The organism is Microbulbifer discodermiae, from assembly GCF_040742695.1.
Classification (GTDB): domain Bacteria; phylum Pseudomonadota; class Gammaproteobacteria; order Pseudomonadales; family Cellvibrionaceae; genus Microbulbifer.
Map to the genome: position 1 here is coordinate 138,638 of NZ_JBFLAB010000004.1, position 11,666 is coordinate 150,303.

An 11,666-nucleotide genomic window follows, 5' to 3' on the forward strand; every position below is an offset into this window, starting at 1 on the left:
CTAATTTAATTTGCTGTTATCACAATGGTCATTCAGCCACTGTATTCGTGTGCGGGGGAACACGACTCTGCCGGTGTGCCTGTATGCGCTGCTGACGGACCAGCTCCTGCTCCAGCCTGCGACGGCCCAGGTATGGCTGAATTGCCAGCCCGGTCATGGCCGCAAAGGTCACCGCGTACGCGATCCAGACGAAAGCACCGTGCCCCCCCATGGCGAAAAACTCGGCGGCACTGGCGAACTGAAATTGCATTACCGGGCCTCTTGTCTCGTTCCGCTCAGGGGTTCACCCCGCAGTACCTGCTGCGCCCAATTGGTGCGCCATTCCCGCTGTAGCACCAGAGTGCGCGTGTGGGCCAGCAGAAACCAGACATAAAAGCAGTAAAAGCCAACAATCATCGTCAACAGCGGGTAAAACATACTGGGATCAATACTGTTTGCCTCGGTCAGCTTGATCGAGGCGGGCTGATGCAGCGTAAACCACCAATCTACTGACTTATAGATAATCGGGATATTCACCGTACCCACAAGCGCCAGCAAAGCGCAGACCTTGTCCGCCACCTGCTCGCGGGTAAAAGCCCGCGACAATGCAATTACCCCGATATAGAGGAACAGCAGAATCAGCATCGAAGTAATACGCGCATCCCACACCCAGTAGGCGCCCCAGGTAGGCTTGCCCCACACAGCACCGGTAAACAGAGCGGCGAAGGTCAGCACAGCACCGATGGGCGCGGCCGCTCGCATGACGATAAACGACAGTTTCATCTTCCAGATCAGGCCGATGGCGCCACCCACAGCCATGATGTAATAGCCGGCCAGGGCCAGGAAAGAGGCGGGTACATGAATGAAGATAATGCGATAACTATTGCCCTGCTTCATATCCGGCGGCGCAAAGCCCAGCCCCCAGACTGAACCCACCAGCAGCAGGACGATACTGGCCAGCGCCAGCCACGGCAGCCAGGTGCTGGTTTTCTGATAAAACCAGCGCGGCGAACCCAAGCGGTGAAACCATTGCCAGGCCAAGCAGAGCCTCCTTCAAGAATCCGTACTGACGCGGATAGCGCCGGCCGCAGCCAGTGGTGCCAGAGCCGCGGCCGCAGCCAGCAGCGCGGCCAAAATCGACAATTGCGCCGCGTAACTGTGACCGTCCAGAGCCGCCTGTACCGCGCCAGTGCCGAAGATTAACACGGGCACGTAAAGCGGCATAACAATCAGTGCCAGCAGCAGCCCGGAACGACGCAGAGCGACCGTCAGTGCCGCACCCACGGCACCGATCAGGCTGAGACTCGCGGTGCCCAGCAACAGGGACAGGAGCAGGCCGAGGTAACCACCGCCGGGCAGATTCAGCATCAACCCCAGCAGTGGCGACAACAGCGCCAGGGGCAGCCCCGAGACCAGCCAGTGCACCGACACCTTGGCCAACACGGCGAAGTAAAGCGGCTGCGGGGAAAGGGTCAGCTGCTCCAGAGAACCGTCCTCAAAGTCGCTCCGAAACAGTCCCTCCTGGGACAGGAGTGTGGCCAACAGCGCCATCACCCAGATGATGCCCGGCGCCAAGCGAGCCAGCAATTGCGGTTCCGGTCCCACCCCGATAGGAAACAGCGCCAGCACAGTGACAAAAAACAACAGCGGGTTGGCGATATCCCCCCGCTTACGCAGCGCCAGCAGCAACTCCGTGCGGGTGAGTGCAATAAAACCTGCAGCCCCGCGGTGCCCTATCTCGCTCGACCCAGGGCCGGCCGCCGCCATCAGGTCCACCCGCCCGGTGTCAGCCAAAGGCATAGGCGCCCTCCACAAAGTCTCCGGCGGGCGCGAAGTCTGCCAGGTCGACCGTCTGTATTCCGTCCAACGCCACCGGTTGGTGTGAAGTGAACAGAACTATGCCACCGCCGGCGAGATGCCGTGCCATCCGCGCCTCCAGGCTCGCCACCCCGTCCGCATCTAGGGCTGCAAGCGGCTCATCCAGAATCCACAACCGCGGCGGTTGCGGCAAATAGAGTCGCGCCAGTGCCACCCGGCGGTTCTGCCCTGCGGACAACCGCTGGCACAGGCTGTCCTCAAATCCCTGCAGGCCCAGCTGTTGCAGGGCCCGGTAAGCTGCAGCGGTATCAGCGCCATACCAGGACAGGTTCTCCAGCGGGGTCAAACCACGGCGGACCCCCTCTCGGTGACCGATATACAGCAGTGATTCCCGCAGAGCCGGCAGGCCGCCCGGCAGGGACCTGCCCCGCCAGCGAATTTCCCCCCGGTAGCCGCCGGCACTGCCGGTCAGGGTCCGCAGCAGGGTCGTCTTACCGGTTCCGTTGGCTCCTTGAATCTGAAGCGCCGCACCCGCAACCAGCGCAAAATCAACACCCGCAAACAGGGTGCGGCCATCGCGCTCACAGGCGAGATTGCACACTTCCAGCAAGGTTTGGGGGATTAGAGCTTCAGACATAGGGCCCACAGTGCCACAGTTGATGAAAAACTGAGCGCATTATACTGGCCCTGGCGGTAATTGCATGGCCTTCAGCTGTTGCCAGGTTACTAGCAAATTGCTGAAAAGCCTCCCTGGTTTTTCTCAGCTCGGGATTGCGCTGTGGGTCGGCTACCCCTGCGCAACAAATCCAGTGGCTACATGCATGATTTGCGGCTTGAACACCCCTATTCGGGATAGCTGGCCCCGAGCAAGGCTTTTTTCAGCAGCCTGTTAGGCTCCGGAAACTGACCGCGGAACCGGCGGGGCAACTATAAAGGCGGGTTTTAGCGAATCGTGAATATCCGGTCAAAGTTGGACGCGGCGAGAATATTGGCAACGTGTGGTCTGGGATTGACCAGCTCGACTCTCTGCGCCTCCGCCCGGCTACCATCGCCATAGCAATGATCCCTCAATAGCAGCAACATACCCAGTGCAGCGCTATCCAAATACGATGTTTCAGAAAGATCGACCGAATAACATTTGGGAGAGGGGGAAAAATTCTGATAGGCGCGCTGAAAATCGGGGTGAAGGCTGAAGTCGAAGCTCCCGGCGACCCGGATTGTGAGCTCCATCCCACAATCCGACAGCTCTGTAAATACCTGAGCCGACCCATGCTCGCAAGTTGTCATAGCGAAAATCCATTTATCTCTATACCAGCCCAACCCGCCACTCTCCTGCCATGTAGCGGGCATCCGAACAGTATCTCCACGCAGATTAAGTAGCCGCGGGAAGTCTGTTTAGCCAAGTCGTAAAACCAGCCCCGAAGAAACCTCCACTAGCAGGTTGTTGAAAAAGGCATCCTGCCTGTTTCAAAACACGAAAAGCGAAAAATGTGATTTTCACTTTTCGCCCAAAATCAACGACTTAGGCGTCGTCGATTTTGCCGGAACATCCATATTCCGGTACCAGGCTGTCGAAATTCTGCGAATTTCAACAGCGTGGTAGGGACTTATCTACTGCCCCGCGTCACAGCGCATAAAGCCCGGCAATCGGCTGCCATCAGTTCCCGGCGCTGCCTATCCAACAGGCCGGTTTGCTGGATCGCCGACCTGAAACACTGACGTGCCAAGGCAGAGCCTCAGCGATGGCAATGACAGCGATTCCTCTACCCGCCACCACAGCCGGCAAATGTCATTCACCCGCCACGTAATGACAATCGACGCGCCGGTCCCCGTCATCCTCTCTTTATGCCTCTCTTTATGCGGTTCGGCAATTCCATTAAATCACCGGACTTTTAATAGACGGGGCAAACAGGCAGTGCCTCAAATATGATGAAAGAAAGGATCGCTCCAGCCGGTAAATCAGCGGATCGCTTAACCTCATGGCACACGGGAATTGCATTAATCCGGCAAGCTGCCCAATTGCCGGTCAAGCTCCCGCCGGCATCAAAACTCTAATTCATAAGTCATCAATTCGCGTCTGAGACGCATTTCCTCCAATTTATCCTCCACCAGTCGACGGGCGTCGCGAGGAGGTACTGAAGTAGCCTGCCGCAGTGCTTCAGTTGCAATTTGCGGGATGTCTACATGATCAAAATCAAAGTCTTTTCCGCTAACGTTGCCGCTCATACGAAACTCCAAAATCTTGATCCGCGAGTGTGGAACCACTCTTGTCATTTTTGTTGGACCATTGCAGATTAGCCAGCAGCGCCAGCCATGGTCAAGCATATTTTCGTCGCGGTAACCTTTTTTTTGGCTACCGGTATTGCCCGCTTTTCAGGTGTGAAAAATCCTCCTTTCCTCCGCCGATTAATGGTGTCAAAGTAATCGCATAAAGTGACAAATTTGTTAAAATTACGCTATCCAGCGGCTTAGGCGAAAAAAAGCTTCGGCAGGTACCAATTGGTAACCACAATTTCAGAGTGTTACCCATAGTGACATAGAATTCATCTAAGGTTAGAATAGGCCACTTGTTCGATACACCTTCAGTCGCCCCCATGGGATCAGAAGGCCCCCTCAGCGCCCCCGTCGGTTAACAGGATAAACCACGGACCTCCTAAGTCCGCACTGCAGGTTCGAGTCCTGCCGGGGGCGCCAACTCCAGCCGAGAGGCCCCTCTTCATCGCTCCCACGGAAGTGACGCCCGCCCCTCAATGCTGAGTCCCTTCCATGGAAGTCTCTCATTAATTCGGTGCAGTCTCAGGCTTTCATCAAGTTCGCCAGTCAGGCGCAGGAACGTTGGCTGCCTTTCAAACAGCTGCATCGCATCGACGCAAGGCTTCGCAGGGCGAGCCTGGTGGAGGCTAAAGCTGTCGCGCAATGCCTCAGCATTGCCATTCGAGGAAACCGGGGTGACCGATTGGATTGTCGGGCTCATAATAGGCCCTAACTAATGTCTTCTACCGGGGCGGAATCATGAAGAAATCCCTGATGCTTGCAGCCATCTTTCTGGTGTTAAGCGGCAGTGCATTTGCCGATCAAGGACCCATAGCACTGGCCATCCACGGTGGTGCCGGCACCATCGAGAGGGACAAAATGAGCCCTGAGCGTGAAAAAGCCTACCGGGATAAGCTGGGCGAGGCGCTCGACCGGGGTTACGCAGTGCTCGAGCAAGGTGGCAGCAGCCTGGATGCGGTGGTCACCGCAATCAATATTCTGGAGGATTCACCCCTGTTCAATGCCGGCAAGGGTGCAGTCTATACCTTCGACGCCGAACATGAACTGGACGCCTCTATTATGGACGGCAGTACACGAGCAGCAGGGGCGGTTGCAGGGGTCAAGCAAGTCCAAAATCCCATCAACCTGGCGCGCATGGTGATGGAGGATTCACCCTTCGTTATGCTGGCGGGGGAAGGCGCTGAGGCATTTGCCCGCTCCCGCGGGGTACCCATGGTTGACAATAAGTCATTCGACACCAACGAGCGTCTGCAGCAACTGCGCAAAGCCAAAGAAAAGCTGCGACGGGAACAGGAAGCCGACAAGGACTATCGCGCAGCCGTGCAACAATTGCCCCAGTCGTTCAAGACCGGCACCGTAGGCGCAGTAGCACTGGATAAGCGTGGCAATCTCGCCGCCGGCACCTCCACCGGCGGGATGACCGCCAAGTGCTACGGCCGTATCGGCGATTCACCAGTGATCGGTGCCGGCACCTTTGCCGACAACCGTTCCTGTGCCGTGTCCGCCACCGGCCATGGCGAGTATTTCATCCGCTTTAACGTCGCAGCGGATATCTGTGCCCGGGTAGAGTATCAGCAACAGTCCGTGGCCAGTGCCGCGAACCAGGTCATCAACCAGGTACTCACCGCAGCAGGCGGCACCGGCGGGGTTGTCGTTCTGGATCGCAAGGGCAACATGGCACTGACCTTCAACACCCCCGGCATGTACCGCGCCAGCCGCAGCAATACTCAACCGGTCGAAATCGCCATCTTTCGCGATCAGTAGAACATATTATTAACCCGGCAACTTATTTAGTAGCCGGGTTAATAACCTTATACTCTTGACCATTAATAGGGCCATCAAGTAATTTCCGCGAGACTTGTTGATGGCCCGGCCACCCTGGTGGCCCACCAGCAGATGGTAGAGAAACAGGCTAGCAACCTACCAGCTTGCCGTAACGCTCACAGCCAACAAAATACCCGAGCCGACAGCAAAAGGGGCATCATTGATCTGTTTCATAAAAAGCTGTCGCGGAAACAGAAGTGAAAGTACCATTGCTGTTATCGAGGACAACAGCCTCCAGTGTGATAGGCCTGTAAACCCGGATTCTCAAAATACAGACGTTTCTATCGGAAGAACATCTGTCATCCGACCACAATATGGTGAAATCAGAGGGCACATTCCTAATTCGGAAGTTAGCATTGGTTGTCAATCTGTCCGGTCGCGTTTCCAACCCCCAGCAGATGGGCGTTGCGTACTCATCGTACAATGCAGTATCAACAAAACACTCCATCAACGGACTCCCCGCACCAAGTACCTCCGCGCTATTGGAGTCGCGCACCTCCTGCGCATTACTGATCCCGCTGATTGAAAGAGATAACAGAAGCACTGCACATAACGATTGTTTAATTTTATTCATTTTACAAGTTCCTTATTCGCCTTGGTAGATTTAGTGGAAGTTGCAGCCAAAATAACTCAATGCCCCACCCCTGTTTATTTCACAAACACAATAAAAATAGTGGAGACACAAACTGAATATATACAACAGCAGAATTAGAAAAATTCTGAAATAGCCAGAAAAACTTTCCATTTATCCACAAAGCGCGATCACCGGGAACTTAAGCTCAAACAGTCCATATCTTAATACTCTTGCTTGTCGCTTAAATCTTTCTTCTGAGATGCTAAGCCGTCAATTCAATAGATGACCCCTCACCCACTGAGTTAGCGGTCTTGAAGGCCTGGACAATTACCCGAAATAGCTTGCTTTCCAAGGGTTTGCGCCGGTCTTCGTGCGGAAATGGAACATCCTTGCAACCTATTAACCCGGCAACTTATTCAGTCGCCGGCTTAATAACTGAGCGGGATTCAAAAGAAGAGCAATAGTACGACAAAGGATCCGCCAATCCCTCAGAGATAGTCGTTCACATCCCAGGCTTTGCGCTCGAGATCAGTGGCCAAAAGGGTTTTCAAAATGGCCGTATGACCACTACCGGCGATAGCGATAACTCGGGTGCCCGGCTGGGCAATCGCCTGAATATTGGCGTACATACGAAAATTACGGTGCCACCAACTGACAGAAGACGCAGCGCCGGCAAAACCATCACCTGCACCAATATCATTGGTCATTAGATAGAGATTCATATTCTCACGATCCTGGGACAGATCATTGTCCTGCCTCAGCATACGCTGAAGTGAAAAATTCTTATGTCGATAGGCCGAAATCTCGCTGAATTTCTGAATTTTTTCCTGAAAAAGTTTTCCCCGTTCTGGAGCTTTTTCACTCATATACTCCATCAACTCTGTTCCGTTCCAGTGTACATTCCGTTCGTCATAACAAATTACGCCCTCCAGACCTGCCTTGGAGGCAATACGAAAACCCAGCTGCTGATTTTCGTTGATGCCGAGTTTGTGCTCGCCATTGAGATAGGAACCAAATAACTGGTCAAACTGTTCCTGCTGCTCGGGATCACATTCAAGCATGACATGAGTGGGAGACTGCTTGGCGAGCCTTTCCGTCAGACTTTCAAGGTATTGTTGATTTTCGGCTGTCGAAACATCAATTACTTCCGACTTTACGACATCCTGCCCGGGGTTGGCAAAGTGGAATACCCCAAACAACATGACCTCGGCTGCGCGGCTCACTTTGGCATCATTCTTATCTTCTTCACCGCCCCAACTGGCGACACTGACAGACAGCATAAGGGTACCAATAAGAATTCTAGTTATGACTTCCATCGTTAAGTTCCTGCTTTTTATCGACTGGGAACGGCAACTGCCGATCCAGAGTAAGACGCATCAAAAGAATTTTTGGATGCAGTTGCTGTATATAATTTTTATTGAGTCTCACCACCTACTAAGAGAGCTTCCCTTGAAAGACACCTCTGGAGCCCTGACTCCATGAATCAGTACAATGACAAATAGAGTTTGGCACCTTCTGCCAAAAAGAAACACTAAAAATCGGTACCTTAGTACCAATCTGGATTTTAAAGTCTTCCAGAAAGATTGTAAACCCCACTTAATTGACCAAATTCACACTCTTTTCGCTGGAAATATCAGCCCTCGCATATACCCCCTTAAGAATCAACCACCAAATTGACTCCGACAGGGAATCCGATAATATTCACAATGACTCTATTCAGAGCTGCCGGACGTCTTTTGTAAACAAGCTTTTGGAAACCAAGAAGGCAGGAACAACCATATTCGAAGCCGCTATCAAAAACCAGAATTGCAGGGAAATCAGCATGAAAACACATATACTGTTTATTATAGGATGCATGTGCATATCTTTTCCGCTATTCGCCCAGATCAATGAAACACCGACAACAGGCGACAACACCAATAAACCAATCAATCAAACGATTGAACGGATCAATAACAAGCAGTGGATTCACGGCGCCAGTGATTGTATCGACTACCAAGGCCCCGCTATCGATCAATTCAAATTTGATACTGAGAGTTTTATATTACGTCAAAGTAAATGCACCCATTATGAAGCCCCATTCATATACGTTCTCTTTGGGAACAAAACAGTATTGGTATTGGATACAGGTGCAACAAGTGATCCGCAGGCTTTTCCGCTGTATCAGACCATAATGGATCTGGCTGAAAATTACCGCCTGGAAGAGAATTTAGAGCCTTTAAACATATTGGTCATGCACTCTCACGGCCACCGCGACCATATGGCAGCAGATAGCCAGTTTACAAATCAACCAAATGTAGAGCTGATTGAAGCCAATGGTCCAGCTATGAATAAATTCATTGGACCTGGAAATTGGCCGAATATAACCCGGGAAATTGACCTTGGCGGACGAATACTTACGATTATACCAAGCCCGGGGCATCAGGAACAAAGCATAGCAATCTATGATTCCAAAACCCAGTGGTTATTGACAGGGGATACCCTGTATCCCGGACGACTTTATGTGAGAAGCTGGAAAAAATACTTAGAAAGTATAAAGCGACTGGTGGAATTCAGCCAAAATCACAACATATCCGCTGTTCTGGGTGGACATATCGAAATGTCAAAAACTCCTGGAGAGATTTATCCCGTCGGTAGCACCTACCAGCCGAACGAAACAGGGCTGGCCTTATCCGTAGAACAACTGCGGTTATTGCATGAACTCCTGACGATGGAAAATGCCAAAAAAAGGGAAATCAATACGGAGCAATTTATTGTATCTCCATTAAGTAATTTTCAAAAAATCATAAGCTCCATTTTAAAAATGTTTATTTGATCTGACAGACAGACTTCGGATTGCTTCGATTCTTCAACTATGAGGGAATCGAATCAATCCGTTTGTTTATATTTATATCGGATGGTAATCCAGATGGACGAATCGACTGCTTTAGGACTTCTTTTCGTCACTTCTGCTGCACTTTACCAAAAAATATCCATTTTACTACTCACTATTAATACATGCAGACTGCTTTTTGGCCAGCCCCTTAAAATACTGAAACTTGTTTAATAAGGCGCCAGGTAATGCATTCAAGCGCCTTCTAGTGAGGCACCATACTTACTTGTAGTCGACAAAGCAATACGATACGGTTATATGGTTAACTCAATACACAAAAGTTCATGCTTAATCAAACTTTTGTGGGCAGGGTTAATAGTATTTCCGCGGTTCAAACCATAAATTACAAACTTAAAATAAATTCGCCATTTAATAAAAATAAATCAATAATTGGAGGCAGCAATGCGCTTTATATATGCTTTATTTTTAACACTACTCAGTAGCTTTGCCTTTGCTTTTCCTAGCTCAATCTTTTCACAACTCGACTTTGGCCTGTACTGGTTTAGTTATAACAATAATTACTGTAAAGCCTCTTCCGGCAGTTGTTCCAGCCATTATGATCCCACCAAACCCACTTTAATTTATGTACACGGCTGGCAACCTGGCACCACTGTAGACAACTACCGTGAGACTTTTTACGGTGGTGACTATGGTGGCCCTAATGTCGATACTGCCGTTAGCTGGCTAAATGAAGGATACAATGTAGGAATATTCTACTGGAACCAATTTGCTGATGAGTTAGAACTAAAATATGCAGAAGCTAAAATTTGGGTATCCAATGGCCCCAAGAATATGAGATATCTGCTATCGAGTGGAATTTATCAAAATTACTCAACATCGAGCTCAATGAGTGAGCTTATGTCGGATGAAATAGCCTCAGTAATGAGCTCTTTTAGTGGTTCAAGATTTGTGATAGCAGGCCATTCACTGGGAAGCCAGATGGCACTTACTGTGACAGAAGACTTAACCGATAGCGTTAATGCAAATTCAATTAATAGCAATTTATTACCAGACCGAGTTTCACTACTTGATCCATTTCATTCCAATGGCGCTAAATCATACCTAAATGATCGCTGGCCAGGCGAAGTAACAAGAGATATTGTTGATAAACTAAAAGCGAATAATATTGCTATCGATGCATACCGATCTTCTGCAGCAACAAGTACGATATTCATAGGGGGTGAAAACATAGGGCTCCTTAACAAAGTCGCGTTTGTTGAACTAAAACCATGGTACTTTTGGGCATGGCAGCAGACCGAAAAACACATCGCTGCTAAGTGGCATTACCTATGGAGCCATGCGTTTTCCCCAACCGATCTAAAAGATTCTGGTGAAGACGGCCTGTCAGCATCAACGAGCGATTCAAGAGTAAGGACATTAATGAATAAAGATTTCAGACTTGTCCAAGATCAAGGCGAGTACACCAGAACACCTGAGGATGACAGGCACTATAAAGCTAGTAGGCTTTAATTGCAGTAGTTCAGATTTGATTTAACGGTTACGGATCTTTTTAGAGGGTGTTCGGTCGATTCAAATCTGGACTACTAGTCGTCATCACGCAGCCATGGTAGAGCACTCCTCTGCCTCACACCAATACCTGTAAAGCCCTCTTCCAATACAATGCTCAGCAGCTCATAAGCAAGATCTGGGAATAGAGATAGAACACTGAACCGTTTCTTAGAGCCTTTACTTTAAATCCAAAAATAACAAACTATTCTCCTGATCAATATTAAAACGAAAGTTTTTCAAATAATTCATACCTAATAAACCTTGTGATTCTTCCACCCCCGGCAAACTCATGACTGCAAATTCAATATCATTTATGACTCTACCATCAATAGAAAATTGATCAAAACGATAGACAGGTACGACCACTTGCCCATTGGCTGTATTCATTACAGTTTTACTGAGAAATTCGGGTTGATAATTAGCATTTAACTGCTGAAAAAACTGGCTAGATATAACTGAAAGCGTTGCTCCAGTATCAATCAATAATTCTACCTTATGGCGGCCCCCAAGAACGCCGGAAGCAATGAAATGACCATTCACTTTTCTAAGAGCTATTCCCTCTTTAGCTTTCAATTTATTGAAAATCTTAGTTTTTAGCTGCTGCGCCACTTTACCCCATGCAAGATCACCAAGAAGGTAATCCAGCAATTCCAGCGAACGGGGGTAATCATTTAGCAGGTTGTTGAAAAAGGTATCCTGCCTGTTTCAAAACACGAAAAGCGAAAAATGTGATTTTCACTTTTCGCCCAAAATCAACGACTTAGGCGTCGTCGATTTTGCCGGAACATCCATATTTCGGTAGCAGGGCTATCTCAG

At 49.9% G+C, this 11,666-nt stretch carries 12 protein-coding genes and 1 tRNA gene; 4 read left to right on the plus strand and 9 right to left on the minus strand.

Annotated elements, in window-relative coordinates; translation table 11 throughout:
- Positions 1-28: 28 nt before the first annotated feature.
- The 6 genes from ccmD to AB1S50_RS02645 all read right to left on the minus strand — a co-directional run bounded on the left by ccmD (position 29) and on the right by AB1S50_RS02645 (position 4,023).
- Complete coding sequence (ccmD, locus tag AB1S50_RS02620) at positions 29-250, minus strand: heme exporter protein CcmD (RefSeq protein WP_367148833.1); 222 nt, start codon at positions 248-250, stop codon at positions 29-31.
- The gene (locus AB1S50_RS02625; RefSeq protein ID WP_367148834.1) at positions 250-1,020 is read right to left on the minus strand and encodes a heme ABC transporter permease; all 771 of its coding nucleotides are present in this window, start codon (positions 1,018-1,020) and stop codon (positions 250-252) included. The genes ccmD and AB1S50_RS02625 overlap by 1 nt, the downstream gene beginning before the upstream one ends.
- Before the next feature lie 12 nt (positions 1,021-1,032).
- A complete protein-coding gene (gene ccmB / locus AB1S50_RS02630; protein ID WP_367148848.1) occupies positions 1,033-1,746 on the minus strand; it encodes a heme exporter protein CcmB in 714 nt (237 codons plus the stop codon).
- Positions 1,747-1,765: 19 nt separating this feature from the next.
- On the minus strand, positions 1,766-2,434 hold the full coding sequence (gene ccmA / locus AB1S50_RS02635) for a cytochrome c biogenesis heme-transporting ATPase CcmA (protein ID WP_367148835.1): 669 nt from the start codon (positions 2,432-2,434) through the stop codon (positions 1,766-1,768).
- 305 nt (positions 2,435-2,739) lie between these two features.
- The gene (locus AB1S50_RS02640) at positions 2,740-3,027 is read right to left on the minus strand and encodes an STAS domain-containing protein (protein WP_367148837.1); all 288 of its coding nucleotides are present in this window, start codon (positions 3,025-3,027) and stop codon (positions 2,740-2,742) included.
- Positions 3,028-3,840: 813 nt separating this feature from the next.
- A complete protein-coding gene (locus AB1S50_RS02645; RefSeq protein WP_367148838.1) occupies positions 3,841-4,023 on the minus strand; it encodes a PA3496 family putative envelope integrity protein in 183 nt (60 codons plus the stop codon).
- 392 nt (positions 4,024-4,415) lie between these two features.
- Between AB1S50_RS02645 and AB1S50_RS02650 the strand changes: the two genes are divergently transcribed.
- Both AB1S50_RS02650 and AB1S50_RS02655 read left to right on the plus strand, forming a co-directional pair.
- A tRNA-Arg gene (locus AB1S50_RS02650) sits at positions 4,416-4,491 on the plus strand.
- 318 nt (positions 4,492-4,809) lie between these two features.
- Positions 4,810-5,835 carry an isoaspartyl peptidase/L-asparaginase family protein gene (locus tag AB1S50_RS02655; RefSeq protein ID WP_367148839.1) on the plus strand — a complete coding sequence of 342 codons (1,026 nt, stop codon included), beginning with the start codon at positions 4,810-4,812 and terminating at the stop codon, positions 5,833-5,835.
- A 217-nt stretch (positions 5,836-6,052) separates the two neighbouring features.
- Here AB1S50_RS02655 and AB1S50_RS02660 read toward each other — a convergent pair whose 3' ends face one another.
- Together AB1S50_RS02660 and AB1S50_RS02665 are read right to left on the minus strand one after the other, a co-directional pair.
- Positions 6,053-6,469, minus strand: coding sequence for a hypothetical protein (locus AB1S50_RS02660; protein ID WP_367148840.1), 417 nt, complete (start codon positions 6,467-6,469; stop codon positions 6,053-6,055).
- Positions 6,470-6,957: 488 nt separating this feature from the next.
- On the minus strand, positions 6,958-7,785 hold the full coding sequence (locus AB1S50_RS02665; RefSeq protein WP_367148841.1) for a DUF5694 domain-containing protein: 828 nt from the start codon (positions 7,783-7,785) through the stop codon (positions 6,958-6,960).
- A 506-nt stretch (positions 7,786-8,291) separates the two neighbouring features.
- Between AB1S50_RS02665 and AB1S50_RS02670 the strand changes: the two genes are divergently transcribed.
- Positions 8,292-9,284 (plus strand): MBL fold metallo-hydrolase, encoded by a 993-nt coding sequence (locus AB1S50_RS02670; protein WP_367148842.1) that lies wholly within the window; start codon positions 8,292-8,294, stop codon positions 9,282-9,284.
- A 459-nt stretch (positions 9,285-9,743) separates the two neighbouring features.
- Positions 9,744-10,811 (plus strand): lipase family protein, encoded by a 1,068-nt coding sequence (locus tag AB1S50_RS02675; RefSeq protein WP_367148843.1) that lies wholly within the window; start codon positions 9,744-9,746, stop codon positions 10,809-10,811.
- A gap of 216 nt (positions 10,812-11,027) precedes the next feature.
- Here AB1S50_RS02675 and AB1S50_RS02680 read toward each other — a convergent pair whose 3' ends face one another.
- A complete protein-coding gene (locus AB1S50_RS02680) occupies positions 11,028-11,459 on the minus strand; it encodes a retropepsin-like aspartic protease family protein (protein ID WP_367148844.1) in 432 nt (143 codons plus the stop codon).
- Between the last annotated feature and the right edge of the window lie 207 nt (positions 11,460-11,666).

Bases quoted from the DNA above. Each gene is read 5' to 3' on its own strand.
- ccmD (WP_367148833.1), bottom strand. From the start codon at position 250: ATGCAATTTCAGTTCGCCAGTGCCGCCGAGTTTTTCGCCATGGGGGGG.
- ccmB (WP_367148848.1), bottom strand. From the start codon at position 1,746: ATGGCGGCGGCCGGCCCTGGGTCGAGCGAGATAGGGCACCGCGGGGCT.
- ccmA (WP_367148835.1), bottom strand. From the start codon at position 2,434: ATGTCTGAAGCTCTAATCCCCCAAACCTTGCTGGAAGTGTGCAATCTC.
- AB1S50_RS02640 (WP_367148837.1), bottom strand. From the start codon at position 3,027: ATGGAGCTCACAATCCGGGTCGCCGGGAGCTTCGACTTCAGCCTTCAC.
- AB1S50_RS02645 (WP_367148838.1), bottom strand. From the start codon at position 4,023: ATGAGCGGCAACGTTAGCGGAAAAGACTTTGATTTTGATCATGTAGAC.
- AB1S50_RS02655 (WP_367148839.1), top strand. From the start codon at position 4,810: ATGAAGAAATCCCTGATGCTTGCAGCCATCTTTCTGGTGTTAAGCGGC.
- AB1S50_RS02660 (WP_367148840.1), bottom strand. From the start codon at position 6,469: ATGAATAAAATTAAACAATCGTTATGTGCAGTGCTTCTGTTATCTCTT.
- AB1S50_RS02665 (WP_367148841.1), bottom strand. From the start codon at position 7,785: ATGGAAGTCATAACTAGAATTCTTATTGGTACCCTTATGCTGTCTGTC.
- AB1S50_RS02670 (WP_367148842.1), top strand. From the start codon at position 8,292: ATGAAAACACATATACTGTTTATTATAGGATGCATGTGCATATCTTTT.
- AB1S50_RS02675 (WP_367148843.1), top strand. From the start codon at position 9,744: ATGCGCTTTATATATGCTTTATTTTTAACACTACTCAGTAGCTTTGCC.